The 18,337-nt window shown below is 55.7% G+C and carries 14 protein-coding genes; 8 read left to right on the top strand and 6 right to left on the bottom strand.

Annotated features, from left to right (window positions below):
- Positions 1-16: 16 nt before the first annotated feature.
- Positions 17-604, top strand: a complete 588-nt coding sequence (locus tag H6F75_RS11260; RefSeq protein WP_199303870.1) for a GNAT family protein — start codon at positions 17-19, stop codon at positions 602-604.
- Between the two features lie 109 nt (positions 605-713).
- Here H6F75_RS11260 and H6F75_RS11255 read toward each other — a convergent pair whose 3' ends face one another.
- The 4 genes from H6F75_RS11255 to H6F75_RS11240 form a co-directional block, all read right to left on the bottom strand.
- On the bottom strand, positions 714-1,187 hold the full coding sequence (locus H6F75_RS11255) for a hypothetical protein (protein ID WP_190752182.1): 474 nt from the start codon (positions 1,185-1,187) through the stop codon (positions 714-716).
- Positions 1,188-1,548: 361 nt separating this feature from the next.
- The gene (locus tag H6F75_RS11250; RefSeq protein WP_242019878.1) at positions 1,549-4,626 is read right to left on the bottom strand and encodes a tetratricopeptide repeat protein; all 3,078 of its coding nucleotides are present in this window, start codon (positions 4,624-4,626) and stop codon (positions 1,549-1,551) included.
- A gap of 56 nt (positions 4,627-4,682) precedes the next feature.
- Complete coding sequence (locus H6F75_RS11245) at positions 4,683-5,135, bottom strand: hypothetical protein (RefSeq protein ID WP_190752180.1); 453 nt, start codon at positions 5,133-5,135, stop codon at positions 4,683-4,685.
- A gap of 268 nt (positions 5,136-5,403) precedes the next feature.
- On the bottom strand, positions 5,404-5,646 hold the full coding sequence (locus H6F75_RS11240; RefSeq protein ID WP_190752179.1) for a helix-turn-helix transcriptional regulator: 243 nt from the start codon (positions 5,644-5,646) through the stop codon (positions 5,404-5,406).
- A 283-nt stretch (positions 5,647-5,929) separates the two neighbouring features.
- Here H6F75_RS11240 and H6F75_RS11235 point away from each other — a divergent pair, with 283 nt between their 5' ends.
- Positions 5,930-6,211 (top strand): hypothetical protein, encoded by a 282-nt coding sequence (locus tag H6F75_RS11235; protein ID WP_190752177.1) that lies wholly within the window; start codon positions 5,930-5,932, stop codon positions 6,209-6,211.
- 179 nt (positions 6,212-6,390) lie between these two features.
- On the opposite strand, the gene H6F75_RS11230 is transcribed toward H6F75_RS11235, so the two are convergent.
- Positions 6,391-8,097 carry a pseudouridine synthase gene (locus H6F75_RS11230; RefSeq protein ID WP_347710637.1) on the bottom strand — a complete coding sequence of 569 codons (1,707 nt, stop codon included), beginning with the start codon at positions 8,095-8,097 and terminating at the stop codon, positions 6,391-6,393.
- A gap of 185 nt (positions 8,098-8,282) precedes the next feature.
- Here H6F75_RS11230 and treZ point away from each other — a divergent pair, with 185 nt between their 5' ends.
- The 5 genes from treZ to H6F75_RS11205 all read left to right on the top strand — a co-directional run bounded on the left by treZ (position 8,283) and on the right by H6F75_RS11205 (position 16,389).
- Positions 8,283-10,118, top strand: a complete 1,836-nt coding sequence (gene treZ / locus H6F75_RS11225) for a malto-oligosyltrehalose trehalohydrolase (RefSeq protein ID WP_190752172.1) — start codon at positions 8,283-8,285, stop codon at positions 10,116-10,118.
- Between the two features lie 119 nt (positions 10,119-10,237).
- Entirely contained in the window at positions 10,238-13,015 is a 2,778-nt protein-coding gene (gene treY / locus H6F75_RS11220; RefSeq protein WP_190752170.1) for a malto-oligosyltrehalose synthase, read from the top strand.
- Positions 13,016-13,116: 101 nt separating this feature from the next.
- Positions 13,117-14,640, top strand: coding sequence for a trehalase family glycosidase (locus tag H6F75_RS11215; RefSeq protein WP_190752168.1), 1,524 nt, complete (start codon positions 13,117-13,119; stop codon positions 14,638-14,640).
- 86 nt (positions 14,641-14,726) lie between these two features.
- Complete coding sequence (locus tag H6F75_RS11210) at positions 14,727-15,863, top strand: nuclease-related domain-containing protein (RefSeq protein ID WP_190752165.1); 1,137 nt, start codon at positions 14,727-14,729, stop codon at positions 15,861-15,863.
- A 142-nt stretch (positions 15,864-16,005) separates the two neighbouring features.
- Positions 16,006-16,389 (top strand): hypothetical protein, encoded by a 384-nt coding sequence (locus tag H6F75_RS11205; RefSeq protein ID WP_190752163.1) that lies wholly within the window; start codon positions 16,006-16,008, stop codon positions 16,387-16,389.
- Between the two features lie 47 nt (positions 16,390-16,436).
- On the opposite strand, the gene H6F75_RS11200 is transcribed toward H6F75_RS11205, so the two are convergent.
- Positions 16,437-17,351, bottom strand: coding sequence for a diacylglycerol kinase family protein (locus H6F75_RS11200; protein WP_190752161.1), 915 nt, complete (start codon positions 17,349-17,351; stop codon positions 16,437-16,439).
- A gap of 115 nt (positions 17,352-17,466) precedes the next feature.
- Here H6F75_RS11200 and surE point away from each other — a divergent pair, with 115 nt between their 5' ends.
- Positions 17,467-18,201, top strand: coding sequence for a 5'/3'-nucleotidase SurE (surE, locus tag H6F75_RS11195; RefSeq protein WP_190752159.1), 735 nt, complete (start codon positions 17,467-17,469; stop codon positions 18,199-18,201).
- Positions 18,202-18,337 lie beyond the last annotated feature (136 nt).

Here is an 18,337-nt window from a genome sequence, read left to right as displayed (position 1 = left end):
CTAAGGTTGAGAGGAGTTGAGACTGTCCTACCCAGAGTTGATGGAGTTACCGGCTGAGCAGCCAATTTTGTGTACGTCGCGGTTGGTGCTGCGGCCGTTTGCGCTGGCGGATGTGGCGGCGGTGGTGGCGCTGGCGGGCGATCGCGCCGTTGCTGAATACACGCTCTCGATTCCCCACCCCTACAGCGAGGCCGATGCGGAGGAGTGGATTAACCAACGGCCAGCGGCTTGGACTGAGAAGAAAGCGATTAACTACGCCATTACGCTGCCTGACGGCGATCTCTGCGGTTCGGTGGGGTTGGGCTTATACCCGACTTACAACATGGCAGAGCTGGGCTATTGGATAGGAAAGCCCTACTGGGGTCAGGGCTATGCAACGGAAGCTGGGGCGGCTGTTGTGGATTTTGGGTTTAGCACGCTGGGGCTGAACCGCATTAATGCTATACGTTTTGGCGACAACCTTGCCTCTGGCCGGGTGCTGGAAAAGCTGGGCATGGCGCAGGAGGGCTATCGGCGGCGGCAAACGCCGAAGTGGGGGGTATATCGCGATGTGGCTCTCTACGGTCTGCTACGCGAGGATTGGGAGAAAGGTAGGGATGGTTGATGCCAACGTAGGGGCGAATGGCATTCGCCCTGCGGGGTATCTGGTTGGGTGGGGCAAACGCCGTTTGCCCCTACGGGGTGGCGGTTGGTGAATTCAGGTGGATTTGCCATTACATCGTGGCTTCGGCGGGGGCTTTTTTGCGGGGCTGGCGCTCGAAGCGCTGGCCGAGGTCTTCGACCAGGGCGTCGAGGCCGCTGCCGTCGCCGTGGGCTTTGGCGTGGCGGTAAACCTGAAGGGCGGCGGTAAAGGCGTCGCTGCCGACGGCGGCGAGGGTGTCGTCGAGGTCGGCCTGGAGCTGGGCGATCGCCATGGCCAGAGGGTAGATGGTCTCAAACAGGTGGACGTCGCGCTGGAGTTCGGCGATGTCAAAGGAGCGGGGCAAAAAGTCGGGGTGCTGGATGGCGACATCGAGGGCTTTTTGCACAAAGGCGCGGCTTTTGTCGCCCATTTTGGGCATGGAGCGTTTGACCTTGGGGGCGACGTCGAGAATGAAGGGGAGATTGTCGCGGATAAGGGCGATCGCGCCCATGATTTCGTCGCGGGCTTGGGGGGAAAGGGTGGCGCTGATGTAGTTGCTGGCCATAGGGCAGGTGCCTCTCAAGATGGTTTTCTCAAGATTCCCAACTGCAAATACAAGATCTTTGTTAAGGATGAAATTTTTCTCCAGTGCATACCCACATTGCACTGCTGCGCGTCGGCAACGCCTCGCCTTAGCGTTATGCACCAAGTGCTAGTGCAGCGTCAACAATAGAAATTAGGATTCTCGTAGGTTGGGTGAAACGAAGTGAAACCCAACGCCAGAGATAGTTCTGTTGGGTTCTGCTATCGCGCCACCCAACCTACAATTTTAAGCTTGCTACCCACCAGAGTGACTTCGTAGAGTGGCTCCCAAAGACAGCGATCTCTAAATTCCTAGTTTGCCCCGTAGAAGCCGCAACAGCATCCTACTGCTGGTCTGATTGAATCTGTTGGAGCAGGGCTTGGGTGATGGGTTGGTCGGAGAGGCTATCGGTTTGGTCGGCGGCAACCACGGCTTGCAGGAGGCCGACAAAATTTCTCCAGACAGTTTGTGTATTGGGATGATCTTCTCCCAATCGTTGATGAGCAATGGAAAGCGCTTGAATATACAGCGGCTCTGCTTTGCTATAGCGCTCTTGCGACTCATATAGATACGCGAGATTATTCAGACTCTGGGCAACATCGGGATGTTCGCTGCCTAAGAACTGTTGGCGCAACGTCAGTGCGTCGCGGTGCAGCGGTTCTGCCTCGCTGTAACGCCCTTGCAACCGATATAACTCCGCGAGATTATTCAAGCTGGCAGCGACTTTGGGATGCTCGTCGCCTAAAAGTCGTTGGCGCAGCGTCAGCACGTCGCAGTACAGCGGTTCCGCCTCGCTATAACGCCCTTGTGAATAATATAGACCGGCGAGATCCTCCAGGCTGGTGGCGACATCAGGATGCTCGTTGCCCAGCAGCCGTTGGCGCAGCGCCAGTGCCTCGCGGTACAGCGGTTCCGCCTCGCTGTACCGTCCCTGCGACTGATATAACAGCGCGATATTATGAGTGCTTTGAGCAACGGCAGGGTGCGTGTTGCCTAACAATTGTTTCCTTAGCGTCAGGGCCTCCTGGTAAAGCGGTTCTGCTTCACTAAAGCGCCCTGATGAATAATAAAGATACGCGAGATTATTGAGGCTAGTTGCGATGTGGGGATGGGCCTCACCTAGCAGTTGCTTCGCTATCGATAGAGCCTTTCGGAAAAGTGGTTCTGCTTCTCTATACCGACCTTGAATCCGATATAGTTCCGCTAAATTATCGAAGGTGGTAGCGGTATAGGGATGATCATCTCCCCATAGCTTTTGAAGCAGTGCCAGAGCCTCTTGAAAAAGTGGTTCTGCCTCACTGTAGCGCCCCTGTAAATTATATAGCAATGCGAGATTGTTAAGTATGGAAGCGACAAGAGAATCAGCAGCATCAGGCAGCTGTCTTCTTAATGCCAAAGCCTCTTGATAGAGCGCTTCTGCCTCGTTGTAACGCCCTTGTGCTCGATATAGTTCCGCAAGATTGTTCAAACTTCTAGCTAAATTGGGATGCTCCTTACCAAATAGCTTTTCCTCCAGCAATATTCCCTCTTTGTAGAGCGGTTCTGCCTCACTGTAACGCCCTTGTGACTCATATACCAATGCGAGATTGTTGAGACTTGCGGCAAATAAAGACACAAAATCATGACGGTTGGAGATAATATCGGGATGATTACTACTCAACAGCTGCTTAAGAAGCGACAATGCATCTGTATGGAGTGATTCCGCTTCACTGTAGCGCCCCAACAGCTCATATAGACTTGCAAGCTCATTAAGGCTAACGACAACCGCGCGAGGGTTATTGCCCAAGCGATCAAGTGTCACTGTTAAGCAGTCTCGCAACCATTTTTCTGCTTGTTCGTAAGCTCCCTGACTTCGGTAAAATGAACCTAATCCCCTTAAAGGCCACACCAAAGCCCCAGCCTCAAACCACTGCTGCCAGGCGTTAGCGGTTTCGGCCAAGTGAGGTATGGCTGGCGTCACTGCTAAAATTTGGTCGCGGGTTAGGAAATGAGCTTGGGGCATTTGCTGGGCCACTTTTACCATTCTTTTGCAATAGGCTCGCTTGAGCCTCTCGGCATCTGGCCACTGCTCTAGTTTAGTACGAAAAAATTCTCGAATTAGCTGGTGCAACTGCACCTTCACCGGAGCGGCAGGGCTGCTCACCACAGTTAGCAAGCTACGATCTACTAATCCCTCATCGCGCCAGTGCTCAAGCCTGTCTAAATCATCAGTTTTGTTCTGATTATTGATAGGCAGCCAAATAAGACTTATAGGCTGCTGCATCAAAGATGGGTTATGGCTTTTGTAATGGTTTTCAATCCATTCCCAAGGGATAGGCGCTAAGGCATAGAAGCAAAGATGATAAGTAAGTTCTTTAATAGGATCATCCAGGTCTTGCCAACTCAGCTCAAAAGCAGCAGCTACGCTTTCATGGGTGGCAGTCATGTCGGGCTGAGCCTGGCACAGGGCTCTGGCAGCCAGGCGTTTTTCGTTGAGTTGCTGCTGCATTTTAGCCAGAGTCCACCCTGGCTTGCGGGCTAAAAAGCGGCCTACCAACTCTAGGCCCAGGGGCAGGTAGCCCAGCCACTCGCAGAGGGCTTTAGCGGTGTCGAGTTCCTGGTTTACCCGATTGCCCCCAATCAGCGACTTCAGCAGCTTTAAAGAGGCCGCCTCACTCAGCACATCGATCTGAACTGTCTGTATGGAAGTGCCTAACTGCAAACGGGTGGTAAGCAGCACCCGAAAGCGGGTTTCTTGGGGTGGCAGGTAGGTTTTGATAGCGGCGTAGGCGGCATTCTCGTTGGGGCCGCTAACGTCATCAATAACAACTAGAACATCGCCTCCGGTAGGCCAGTTATCCCAGCAGAACTGCACCTGACGAGGCAAATCGCTATCAGTTCGCACGGTCAACCGCAACTTGTCTGTGGCAAAGTTGACGACTTGGGTGCCAATATCTTGCTCTTTGGCCTGAAGCCAGCAGATGCCACTAGGGTAGGTGCCCAAGCCGCGATGATGCAGCGCATATTGCAGGGCTAGCTCAGTTTTGCCAATGCCCCCCATGCCACGCAGGGCGGTAATTGCTAGGCGATCGACCTGATGTAGTTGGGTATGTAGGTCGGTCAGATCCGTTTCGCGTCCGACAAACTCCACCGCGCCGCTGCGGGGTAGGTTGTTGGGGATGCCGCTGATTTGGGGCTGTTGCCGCTCGGCGATCAGCTTGTTGAGCACCGCCTCTAGCGTTGCTGCATCCACATTGAGCTGGTCGCCAATATAGGCGGTGCCGCCCTGCACCATGACCTGATATCCCTTGGCCTGCCCTAGGTTGAGCTGAGTAGTGGCAGCGGTGGACGGTGCCCCCTGCAATGCGGCCAGCAATTCTTGCAAAGCAGCATCGGGCAGGTCGTTCAGAATGGTCTGGATTTGATCTTTGGGGTTGGGCATGAGCGGGGGCAGTGGGGGCCTCTCGTTGCCAAAAGTGGTGGTGGACAGTGCCCACCCTACGGGGTGGTGGGTGGGGTGTTGTGGATGTTGATGTCGCCGATGTAGGCGGTGCCGCCTTCGACGTTGGTTTGCCAGCCTTTAGCGTTGTCGTAGTTGTTTTGGGTCATGGTGCTCTGGTCGATCAGCTTGCCTGCGTTAATCTCTTGAGCCAGCACTTGCACGTCGCGGGCAAAGCTGGGATCTTCATCCATCGCTACTTGCAGGTAGGCAGCGATTTGGTTCACTTGCTCTGGGGTAATTTTGGCGGTTTTGTCGAGAGTGGCTTTGACCTCCTCAATGCGTGGCTTGCCGCTGAGCTTTGACCAAATGCGCTTCAGCAAAATATCCATTTTGGCGATTGCCTCGGTCGAAAACTTTTTGGCCAGCTCCCCAGCCGCCGAGTCGATAAACTTTTGAAAGGCCAGAGATGCGATCGCACTGGCGGTAATGGTCGTAACGGGGTCAGTCATACCAGGTTCCTGCCAGTTCTGTACTTTGTCTTCAATCCCGGAAGTTGAGATTCCGAGGAATTTACCCCAAGTGTCGAGTAATTTTCTCGAAACGTCGAGTTGTTTACTCCAGATGCCGAGTTGTTTTCTTGAAGCACCGAGTTATTTTCTCGAAGCACCGAGCGATCTGCTCCACCTTCCGAGTAACTTTCTCGGAATGCCGAGTAATTTTCTCGAAGCGCCGAGTCTTTTTGCTGAAACACCTTAAAGGCGGGGGCGATCGCCCCAATCAACCTGCCGCAAAGCTATCGGGCAAGTCCTTCAATGCCTTACCGTGCTCTAGCAATAGTGCATCTAGCGCCTTCATTTGGGCAATGGTAAACGACGGCACGCTATCGCCAGTCTCCCATCGGCTAATGGTGCGGGCTGAGGTACCAATTCTGCGGGCAAAGTCTTCCTGAGACATGCCCATCTCTTCCCGCAATTTCCTAAGTGGCGATTCTTCCATTTCAGCCGCAGTTTGCCTTGTCATCCAGTGAGAGAACAAGACAAGCTGTCTAGACAGCTTGACAAATAGACGAGTTGTCTAGACAATGTGTCTAGTTGCTAATCAGCAGCGAACCCGGCATCCATCGAGCGCTGAGGTGCGTGAGTTCCTGCTGTCGTGCCCCATTCTACCGTTACCCATCCTGTTCTTTTGCCATCTGCGATCGCGGGGGCCTAGTTTTTGCTGCCCGTGAGGTCGCTGAAACGCTGTGGCTGGGTGGTGGGCAGTGCCCACCCTACGCTTTGTTCTGCTGTTGAGGACTTTCTAAATGTTGCAAGCTCAATCTTTTTTGCCGCCCTACATCCAGGGGGCGGCACAGACTCCGCTGCCTACAATTCCTTTAGCTGTGGTGTCGCACCGCCGACTGCGGCACTACCTGGTTGGCTCCCCCGACGACACCCAGCACGCCATCGATCGCCTACACCTGCTCGGCTACCTCGAGCGCGTCAGCTGGAGCCATGCGATCGACATTCCCGAAAACGGCCTGATCATTCGCCCCGACGTCGGCGATGTGCTGCGCTACAGCCAGCGCGATCGGGTGATGGGGTAAGGGGGTGATGGGATAAAGGTTGGAAAGAGGTAGGTTGGGTTAAACGCAGTGAAAACCCAACACCAGGGCTAGTTTTGTTGGGTTTTGCTTCGCGCCACCCAACCTACTCTGCTCTGCGGCCAGAGGTAGGGTGGGCAGTGCCCACCACTGAGGAAACTGCTTCCTAAAAGCTGCCTTAGCTAAAACGGCACGGTGGAGTCCAGAAGAATAGCATCCATTCTGTGCGGATGCGTAAATTGCAGCGATTGAGCGTGCAGGTGTAGCCGCTGCCCCGGTTCGCTCTGGCCGTAGAGGCGATCGCCCCAAATTGGCGCATTCAGCCCATGAGCCGCATGCACCCGCAGCTGGTGAGTGCGCCCCGTCAGTGGGTAAAAAGCAATTCGCGTCAGCCCTCCCTCGCGGCTCAGCATCTCAAACTTGGTTTGGCTGGGCTTGCCGTGCTGCCAATTTACCTGTTGCCGAGGCCGCTGCGTCGGGTCGCCCCACAGCGGCAGGTCAATGATCCCCGACGATTCGGCAACATTCCCTACCACGATCGCCTGGTAGGTCTTCTGCACCCGGCGCTGCTCAAACTGCTGGCCGAGCTGGCGGTGAGTGTCGGCATCGAGCGCCAGCACCAGCACCCCAGAGGTGTCTTGGTCGAGCCGATGCACAGGTTGCAAAAACGCTCCCTCGGGCAGGGCTGATCGCAAGCGGGTGAGCACACTGTCTTGGCGATCGCGGTAGCGCCCCGGCACCGACAGCAGCCCCGCCGGTTTATCCACCGCGATCATCCACAGGTCTTGATATAGAACAGTAATCTCAAACCCTGGTTGAACGTCCCCAGCTTGCGGGGGTTGTAGGGGCGCAGCATGCTGCGCCCCTACGGGGATGTCTGCCATCTGCAAAACCTGAGCCGACAATCCCGACAGCAAAAACCCCATGATTGGCTGGCAGCGATCGGCGCAGGCCCCATAAAATTCGCCCGGCTGCTTGTCGCCCTGAGCCGATCCCCACCAAAACTCAGCCATCGCCAGGGGCACCAGACCGTGCTGAGCCGCCGCGTGCAGCAGCTTGGGCGCACAACAATCGCCGGTGCCCGTGGGCAGATTTCCTTGCCCCGCTAAATTTTGGATGGCTAAGGATTCGCCTGCAAAGTTGGTGAGGGTATAGGCCGCGTGCATCTCGGCCTGAAGCTGGCGGGATAGGGCGCGGCGCTGTCGCCTAAGGTCAGCGATTTCGGCATCGGCAGATTGGATAGTGGCTTCTAGAGGGGCAAGGCGATCGCCCCACCGCTGCTTAAACTGCCGCAGCTCGGCCTTATCGCCCCGGCTCTCTTGCTCCAGTGCCGTCAGAGCGTCCGTAAGCACATCTCCAGTAAGGATGCTAGCTAAGGTTTGGCGCTGGAGATCGCGGGCCTGTTTGCGATCGCGGTGCCGCTGGTTCAACACCTGGCGAGCCTCGGCCAACTCCTCTTGCAACTGAGCGTAAGCCTCCCGCTCTGGCAACCGCTGCAACACCAGCAGGCGGTCTTTGATCACCTCCAGCGCATTGAGGGTGCGGGCCTCTTGCAGCGCTACCTCATGCCTTCCCGGTATCGGCGGCACCCAACCAGGCACCCGCTCTTGCCCCTGCCACAGCCCCGAAAACGCCTTGAGCACCCCGGTTTGCCCATCGGGCGATTGCACCACCAGCACCCCAAACATCTTGCCCTCGGTTGCGTGGGCGTCGCCGAGCTGGGCCATGAGGGCTTGGGCGATCGCCCGAGCCAGCGCCGTGCGGGGCAGTTGGTAGTGCTGCCCCGTGCGGGGGCAGTAGCCCTGGTAATAGTAGTCAGCCGCCTCTAGCTCAGGCAGCTGCACCCCGTCTAAAAAAGCGTTGAGGGCATGAAAGGGTAAGTCAGGCACAGCTAGAGAAGCCTCTAATCCTTTTGACTGTAGGGTTCCTGCTGGGCGCCATGATTTCTGTCGAAGTGAAGAGCAAGATCTATCTAAGAGGAGATTGGGAATCAAATTGGCGCTGATAAAGTTACGGAGCGTGATGCTTCGCTTGAGCATCGCCCCCTACCTTCGCCTACAAAAGATTATTCCCCATGAGATCAGACCTCAAAGTTGGAGCCATTCTCCAAGACAATGGACAGTGCCATTTTACACTTTGGGGGCCTGAGCTAGACTCCGTCGAGCTGCGGCTTCTCTCGCCTAAAAAAGCCTCCTTTCCTATGCAGAAAAGTGAGGAAGGCTATTGGACAATTTCGGTTGATGACGTGGCCGAAGGCACACAATATCAGTACTGTCTAAACGAGGCCGATGTGCGGCCCGATCCAGCTTCGTTTTATCAGCCCGAGGGGGTACATGGCCCCTCGGCGGTGGTCGACCTCAACACTTACAAATGGGGCGACGAAGCCTGGAAAAATATTCCCTGGTCAGACTACGTTATCTACGAAATGCACGTCGGCACCTTTACCGCCGAAGGCACCTTTGACTCAGCGATCGCCCAGCTAGCCGACCTCAAAGCCTTGGGCATCACTGCCGTCGAAATTTTGCCGGTGGCGCAGTTCCCCGGCGAGCGTAACTGGGGCTATGACGGTGTGTTTCCCTACGCCACCCAAAACTCCTACGGCGGCCCCAACGGGCTCAAGCGCCTGGTCGATGCCTGCCACCGCGAAGGGCTGGCGGTGATTTTAGACGTGGTCTACAACCACCTGGGGCCAGAGGGCAACTACACCGGCAGCTACGGCCCCTACACCACCAACAAATACAACACCCCCTGGGGCAACGCGATCAACTTTGACGACACCTGGTCGGACGGGGTGCGGCACTACTGCATTCAAAATGCGCTCTACTGGCTGCGCGAGTTTCACATCGACGGGCTGCGGCTCGACGCCATTCACGCCATCTACGACTTTAGCGCCAAGCACCTGCTGGCCGAGATGGCCGAGGCCGTAGCGGAGCTGTCTGAGCAGGTGGGCAAGCCGCTCTATGTCACCGCCGAAAGCGACCTCAACGACACCCGCATTATTCGCCCCGCCGAGCAGGGGGGCTTTGCCCTACGCGCCCAGTGGAGCGACGATTTTCACCACGCGCTGCACACGATGATTACCGGCGAACGCTACGGCTACTACCAAGACTTTGGCACCTGCGAGGCCCTGGCGACGGCAATTCGCGATCGCTTTGTCTATAGCGGCACCTATTCACCCTTCCGGCATCGACGACACGGCAACTCTGCCACCGATTTGCCCTCCGATCAATTCATTGTCTGCGCTCAAAACCACGACCAAATTGGCAATGCGAAGGGCTGCGATCGCCTCACTAAACTGGTGCCCTTTGATGCCCTCAAACTGACGGCGGGAGTACTGCTGACCTCGCCCTATATTCCCCTGATTTTCATGGGTGAAGAATATGGTGAAGAAGCCCCCTTTAACTACTTCATTGACCACAGCGATCCCGACTTAATTGAGGCTGTTTACGAGGGGCGCAAACGCGAGTTTAAAGAGGCCCATGGCTTTGGTGAACCCGCCCCCGCCCACGAGGTGGCCACCTACGAAGCGTCAAAATTAAACTGGCATCTGCGCGGCGAAGGCAAGCACAAAACGATGTTGAGCTACTACCAACGTCTGCTGGAGCTGCGGCGACAGCTCAAGCTCAATGCGCCGTCCTATTCCAAAGATATGGAGATCAGCAGCGACGAAGACACGAAAGTGATTGTCTATCGCCGGGCGATCGCCGATGGGCATCTGCTGTGCCTGATGAACTTCAACCAGAGCGCCAGCGTTATCGACCTGGCAGCGCCCCAGCAGCCCTGGATGTTGACCTTTGACTCCGCCGCCGCCGAGTGGGCTGGGCCAGGCTCATCCCTTCCCGAAAAAATCACCGAGGCCCAGTCTATAGAAGTGCCCCCGCTTGGGTTTGCCCTCTACACAACGATGTAGGAGCGGTTGACTCTCTAGACACTCTGGGTTATACCAAGGCCAGCTTGAGAGCTATCGGCCCCAGCGGCAATTCCGGCCTGGCACAGGTTATCTAATCGTTCATCCTTTCTGAGTTCGCCATGCGTATCCCTCTCGCAACCTACCGGCTTCAGTTCAACCCAGATTTTGGGTTTGCTGCGGCCCAAGATATTGTGGAATATCTCAAAAACCTTGGGGTTTCAGATATCTACGCCTCGCCGATTTTCAAAGCGCGAAAGGGCAGTACCCACGGCTACGATGTGGTTGACCCCACCCAGCTCAACCCCGAGCTAGGCGGCGAAGCGGCGTTTCAGCCGCTGATTGATACGGTGCACCACCACGGCTTGGGTTGGCTGCAAGACATTGTGCCCAACCATATGGCCTACGACGGCCAAAACCCGTACCTCATGGACATCATGGAGTACGGCCCCGACTCAGAATATTTCAACTTCTTCGACATTGAGTGGGAAGGGCCAGAGGAGCTGGGGGGCCGCGTCTTAGCCCCCATGCTGGGCGATTTTTACGATCGCTGCCTCGAGCGGGGCGAGATTCAGCTCAGCTACGACGAGACTGGGCTGAGCGTCAACTACTACGGCCTGCGGTTTCCGGTGCGCATCGAGTCCTACGGGCGGTTTTTGAGCTATCAGTCGGGGCGGCTGGCGCAGCAGCTCGACACCAGCGATCGCACCTTCGTCAAGATCTCGGGCATTCTCTACCTGGTTAAAAATGCGATCGTTGATCTCAAGGGCCGTGAATATCGCGACCAGGCTCAGTTTGCCAAAGGGCTGCTGTGGGATGTCTACCAGGAAAGCGACGCCGTTCGCGAATTCATTGACCAGAACCTGGTGATCTTTAACGGCACTCCTGACCAGCCCAGCAGCTTTGATCTGCTCGACGAACTGCTCTCAGAACAGTTCTACCGCCTGTCGTTTTGGAAGGTAGGGGCTGAGGAACTCAACTACCGGCGGTTCTTCACCGTCAACGAGCTGATCTGCCTCAAGATCGACAACGAAGAGGTCTTTGACCAAACCCACGACCTGATCTGCAAGCTGGTCAAAACCGGCGATTTCACCGGCGTCAGAATCGACCACATCGACGGGCTCTACGACCCCACCCGCTATCTAGAGCGGCTGCGCCAGCGGCTGGGCGACACCTACATCGTCATCGAGAAAATTCTTGAAGATGAAGAAACCCTGCCCCCTGAATGGCCAATTCAGGGCACCTCTGGCTACGACTCGCTGATTCAGCTCAACGGCGTTTTTTGCCAGCAGGACAACCAAGACGCTTTTACCCACATCTACCAACAGCTGACCGGCGAAAACACCCCCTACCCCGAGCTGGTAGCCGCCAAAAAACGGCTGATTGCTGAGACCAACCTGGTTGGCGACATCAACAACCTGGCGCGGTTTCTCAAGCGTGTCTGTCAGCAATATCGCTACGGGCGCGACCTCACCCTCTACGGCCTCCGCACCGCCATCGAAGAAGTGCTAATTGCCTTCCCGATCTACTGCACCTACGTCAACCAGGAGAAGATCTCTGAGCGCGACTTGGCTTACGTGCAGGAGTCCATTGAGGCCGCCCGCAAGCGCATTCCCCAGCTAATCAACGAGCTCAATTTAATCGAACGATTCCTATCGCTCAACTTTGAAGGCTCGCTGCCCGAGGAAGAAAAGGCCCAGTGGCTGCACTTCGTCATGCGCCTGCAGCAGTTCACCGGCCCGCTGATGGCCAAAGGCTTAGAAGACACCCTCTTCTACGGCTACAACCGCTTTATCAGCCTGAATGAGGTGGGTGGCACACCGGGGCATTTTGGCCTGTCCATGCGGCAGTTTCACCAGCGGCAGCAGCAGCGGCAGCAGCAGTGGCCCCACGCCATGAACGCTAGCTCGACCCACGACACCAAGCGCAGCGAAGACGTGCGCGCTCGGCTCAATGTGCTGTCTGAGATTCCTAGCGAATGGGAAACGGCCGTCAACCTCTGGCGCAGCCTCAACGGCAGCCACAAGACGGTGGTGCGCGACCAGGTGGTGCCTGACGCCAACGACGAATATTTTCTCTATCAAACCTTAGTGGGGGCGTTTCCGTTTGAGGATAGCGAGCTGGCGAGCTTTAGCGATCGCGTTGCCGACTACGTGGTCAAAGCCGTGCGCGAAGCCAAGGTGCACACCGCCTGGCTGCGCCCCGACGCCGACTACGAAGACGGCTATGTGGCCTTTGCCCGCGCCATTTTGACCCCCGGCGAAAAGAACAATTTTCTGCCAGAGTTTCGCAAGTTTCAGCAGCGGATTGCCGAATACGGCATCTACAACTCGCTCTCCCAGGTGGTGCTCAAGCTGATGCTGCCGGGGGTGCCCGACCTCTACCAGGGCCAGGAACTGTGGGATTTTAGCCTGGTCGACCCCGACAACCGCCGCCCCGTCGACTACAATCTGCGTCGTCACTGGCTCCAGGAACTGCAGCAGTGGGGCGATCGCGCTGCCCTGCTCAAAAACCTGCTGGAGTATCGCCAAGACGGACGCATTAAGCTGTGGATTACCCACTGTGGGCTGGCGGCGCGGCAGGCCTACCCCCAGCTGTTTGAGCAGGGCGACTACCAGCCGCTGTTTGCGCGCGGTGATGCGGAAGAGCACATTTTGGCCTTTGCCCGCCAGTGGGACGACCAGTGGGTGGTGGCGATCGCCCCCCGCTTTCTCACCAGCCTTGCCGAGCCGGGAGAGTATCCCATTGGCCAGGTGTGGGGCGAGACCACCCTGGCCCTGCCGGGGAACGCCTCCCAGTGGAAGAACTGGATCACCGGCGATACCTTTACCGCTGCTGAGGACGCCAAGTTGTCAGAGCTGTTGGCCACTTTTCCGGTCGCCATCTTGATAGCTGAGTAGCCCAGCGACGGCGGTCTCCGCCACGACTCTGCCCCGGCAGCCCCTAGTCCTCCCGGGGCTGCTTGGGCTTGACGCTGTTTAACCCAACCCAAGCACTGCCTATGCTCTTGCAGACTTCATCGATTCTCGAATCTCCCACTATCGCCGCGATTAAAACCTACATTCGAGATCAGTGGCAGGTGTTGACTCGTTCCCACGACCAGCTGCTCGCCGCCGCCTACGACGAAAAAATTGAGCATGAGAAAGATGGCCCCTGGCTGCTCTACATTTCTGGCCAGGAGGATCTTGAGCAGGTGGTAGAGCGGCTAAAACAGTCGGTGCCGCCGGAGGATTTAGCGCAAGTTTCGGTCAGAAACCTGCCCCTGGAGTGCGAGCAGATCGACAACCACGGGCTACTCTATCTGCCGGGCGACTACGTGGTACCGGGCGGACGGTTCAACGAACTCTACGGCTGGGATAGCTACTTTATTTTGCTCGGTCTGCTGCACGACCAGAAGTACGCCTTAGCCCAAAGCCTGATTGAGCAGTTGCTCTACGAGGTCAAGCACTACGGCACTGTGCTCAACGCCAACCGCACCTACTACCTCAACCGATCGCAGCCGCCGCTGCTGTCGCCTATGGTGCTGGCCTGGTACGAGCACTGCCAAGATACTGGCTGGCTACTCAGCACCCTGCCCCAGCTCGAAAGCTACTACTACTACTGGGTGGTGCCGCCCCACCTCAATCAGGCCACCGGGCTATCGCGATACTTTTCTGTAGTCAGTGGCCCCGCCCCCGAGGTTTTGTACTCCGAGCTTGATGAGCAGGGTCGCAGCCACTTTGACCGGGTGAAAGCCTACTACCGCGACCATGACGTCACCGACTACGATGCCTCGCTCTACTACGACTCTGAGGCCGACGAGCTGACCGATCTGTTTTACAGGGGCGATCGCGCCATGCGCGAGTCGGGTCTCGACCCCACCAATCGCTTTGGCCCCTTCAGCGTCGATGTGATCCACTACGCGCCGGTCTGTCTCAACGTGCTGCTGCACCAGATGGAGCAAGATCTGGCCCAGATTCACGATATTTTAGGGCACTCTGCCCTGGCCCAGCAGTGGTGCGATCGCGCCGACTACCGCAGAGAGCTCATTGACCGCTACCTGTGGAGCGAAAACACCGGCTTTTACCTCGACTACAACTTTCGAGAACGCTGCCACTGCCGTTACGAATACGCCACCGCCTTCTATCCGCTGTGGAGCGGTGCGGCTTCCCCAGAGCAAGCCCAGCGTTTAGTGGACAATCTGCCTGACTTCGAAGCCGCTGGGGGATTTAAAACCAGCAATGTTGTCTCCGGCAACCAGTGGGATGCTCCCTTTGGCTGGGCACCCTTCCAATACTTTGTGGTGAAAGGCCTGCTGCGCTACGGCTACAAAGCCGAGGCCCTACGTCTGGCCGAAAAATTTGTTTCCATGCTGGTCAAAGACTTTGAGCGCTGCGGCGTGCTGCTCGAAAAGTACAACATCGAAACCTGCACAGGCGAAGTATCTAACGACATTAAGTTTGGCTACAGCACCAACGAAGTCGGCTTTGGCTGGACCAACGGCGTCTTCTTAGAACTGCTGGCCGTTTTGGAAGAGCAGCACTGACGTAGCAAAGCCATTCCCGTTGCTCACGCAACTAAAGACTAGAAACTGGGCACTGTATTAAGGCTAAAGTCCTAGGCCTACTCGTCATGATTGCTAAAGAGCTGGATCCTATTGCCCCCAATGCCAGTAAGCAGGTGCAGGCGGGGCACAGGGCAGAAGAACAAATGGCGTTTTACCTGCGCCGGGCATTCGGCGAGGATCCTAACATCAAGGTAATAAATGGATTGCGGCTAGAGCGCCGAGGAGAGGTGGCCCAAATCGACCACCTGCTAATAAGCACCCACGGCTTTATTTTGATCGAGAGTAAGAGCGTCACCACGCAAATTCGGGTCAATGAGCAGGGGGAATGGTCGCGCCAGGTAGGGTCAGTTTGGCAGGGCATGCCGTCTCCCCTGCTGCAAGTTGAGCGCCAGGCAGAGTTGCTCAAGGCCCTACTGAACGACCACGTTGATCAGTTTTTCCGCAAAGTACTCACGCTCCAATTCACCTTTGCCTCAGTTCCCTTTGATGGGCTAGTCGCTATTTCTGACATCGGGGTGATTCAGCGTCCTCCCGGTTTTGCCACTCAGCAGGTACTCAAGGCCGATCAAATTACTAAACGAATTCAGGAAATGCATGCCGCCTATCGTCGGGCCAGCAGTTTATTCTCCCTCAACGTGAGGGATGCCGGGGCCGAATTTAGCGACAGGAAAGTAACCAACCTAGCGGAATTTTTGCTGCAACAGCACAGTCCTCAACCTCAGCTACCCCCTCTAGAGGCTCCTACAGCTCTGCCCAATTCTGTAGAACCACCCTCTATTTCGAGACCTAAGCAGGTTGTTCTTCCCGTCGCCAAATCGCAGTCTGATCAATCACCCTTACCCCGACCTCAAACGGCACCAGCTCCAATTACCCTCAAGGATTCTGCCTCAACTACCGTCAAACCCCAGACGCAACCAGCCCCTTCACCTCAACCACAGACAACCCCAGCACGAGCTGTTCCATCATCCGCCGAGACCGCTTTAGTTCCCGCCTGTCGCGCCTGCGGCAGCAGCCACTTAGCCGTTGTCTACGGCAAATATGGCTACTATTTCAAGTGTGCCGATTGTGAGGGCAACACCCCGATTAAAGTGAACTGCGCCAATGGCGAAAAGGCCAAAATTTCCAAGCGAGGGCGAGAGTTTTATCTAGTGTGCCAAGACGCACCACACCCCCAGCTCTTTCACGTCAATCCCGAAACTTAAGCGGTGCATAACCAATACGCAGCGCAATGCTACTTGAGACTAGCTACTCAGCGCCTAGCGACGGCTACATAGGTGTCTCCCCGCAGAAGGATGGCAAAGCTAGGCCCCTTACCTAAGCTAAAGGCATTGTATGGGAGGCATTATGGGCGTTCGCAAGCGGATATTTATACTGAGTTCTGCGATTGGCGCTGGTATTGTCACTATCGCCATTGGGTTAATTCTTTGGAGCACTACCCTATCCCCAGCCAGCCAGGCCAAGGTTATCGAGCCTAAGCCAGCACCCATTCAGCTCGAACAGGCCGCTAACCAAGCAGAGGACCTCTCAAAAGATGTCTACAGCGGGCTTGACACTACTAAGAAGATTATTGGTAAGACTGAACCTCGTAACGAGGCTATCGAGCGTGGCCGAGACGCCGCTAGTCAAAAAATGAAGGAACTGAGCGATCGCGCCCGTCAAGCAGAGGAATCTGGGGAAGACGTGCTGTCTGCTACTGACAAGCGCGTGCTCAAGCACATCTCGGAGTAAGTTGGCCAACCCTTGCTATCAGACCCTGCCTCCTAATCGACCACTCATTAGGATTCAGGCAAAAGAAATTCAAGCGATTGGGGTGCAACACTTACATCAATCACGATGGAGCCATCTGGCGACGCTAAATCACCCTTAGACAAAATTTTGTCATCAGCGTGGATATCAAATTCTTCTCCCCGAATCTGTAAGTGCTGACCCTGATACTGTGTGAACGGAGCTAGATCGCATTTGCCAGCTAAGCAGTCTGTCAGATAGTTAGTAATTTTATTTTGTTGGCCTTCTCGCACCAGCACAACAGTCAACAGCCCGTCATTAAGGCTTGTAGTCGGGGCAAGGTGGAGGTTGGGTCCAACATATTGAATGTTCATAACCTCCAGCAAGACATATTCACCTGAAATATCTTTGCCATCCAAGGAAAGGGTTAAGGCTCGGGCAGGACATCGAGAAACGCGCTGTTTCAACAGGTTTAAAACAGTCGTCAATTCGTCTTCAGCGCTTTCTGTATGCTTTAGATGCCCGCTGTTCTCAACCTTAGACATGGTGTGAGCAAATAGTCCCATACCTAAACTTTCAATTAACTGAGTTGTGCCCCAGGCTCCGCTGGCGATCGCACTATCAGACTTAATGCGTTGCGCAGTGGCCCATCCTTCAACAAGCTGCTCTAGAGGGATGTCCATCAAGCCCAACGTTTTGGCAATATTATTGGCTGTCCCTAGGGGCAAAACAGTCATTGGAATATTTTGCCCAACCAGTCGTTGGGCCACCTGACCCACAGTGCCATCCCCCCCAGCAGCGACTACCAAATCGCCAGGGTTTTCCAAGGCGGCAACCCAGTTGTCGTGTTTGGCCGACTGGTAGTTAACGTCATAACCAGCCTGCTCAATTAAAGATAAAAGTACATCTTTGGAAGGTTGATTATCATCACCAGCCTTGGAATTATGGATCAGCGTAACTTCCATAAAAATTCTCTAAAAAGCCCAAAAACAGGATTTGACCAGTCTAGAGCCTGTGGCCCTGCCATCCCTCAACACAGAGGCAGATGGTGGTAACACTAAAGGAGGAAAAGAGGTTTAGATGCGAATACTTATTGCTAACGACGACGGAATTTACAGCCCTGGTATTGCAGCCTTAGCAGAGGTAGCCGCAACCTTTGGTCAAGTGCGTATTGTTGCGCCCGATGTAGAAATGTCCTCGGCAGGGCACTCCATTACGGCTTCGCGCCCCCTCTCCTACAAGCGCACACCACTGCAAGATTTTGAGGCCTACCGCGTCAACGGTACCCCCGCCGACTGCGTAGCACTGGGCGCTTACAACTGGGACAAAGTAGACGTAGTGCTGTCAGGTATCAATTTAGGCAGCAACCTAGGCAATGCGATGTGGCATTCGGGTACCCTCGCGGCAGCCAAGCAGGCCGTTCTGCTGGGGCTGCGCGGCATTGCCCTCAGTGCGCCCGCGATCGAGAGCGAGCCCGATTTTGACCTGCTAAAACCTCATCTAGCCAAGGTTTTAGAGCTACTCTTGCCAGATCCAGATCTAGCTTTAGTCAACGTCAACTTTCCCGACCATGCCCCTCAGGGCCTGCGCTGGACTCGTCAGTCAGTGCGGCAATACGATGGCCAGGTCATGCCTAGTAAGGATCCGATGGGCCGGCAGCACTTCTGGTTCACCGTGGTACCGATGGAGGCCCCTGAAGCGGGGACCGATCGCTGGGCTGTAGACCAAGGCTATGTCTCGATGACGCCCCTGCGCCTCGACTTAACTAACGAAGAAGCCCTATCCCAAGCACAGTTAAAACATCCCTGTGATTGAGTTCTATCCCCAATTGCAAAACTCTGGTCCACTTACCAAGACCGCCCAAAAGGGTAACAAGACATCCCTTTAAGCTGTCAGAATTTAGGCGAATAACCCCGCTCCTGCCTACGTTCACCGACAATTATTTAGACTC

Source organism: Nodosilinea sp. FACHB-131 (assembly GCF_014695395.1).
Taxonomy (GTDB): domain Bacteria; phylum Cyanobacteriota; class Cyanobacteriia; order Phormidesmidales; family Phormidesmidaceae; genus Nodosilinea.
The sequence above is the reverse complement of the archived record's forward strand: the minus strand, read 5'-3'. Positions and strand labels throughout refer to the sequence as shown.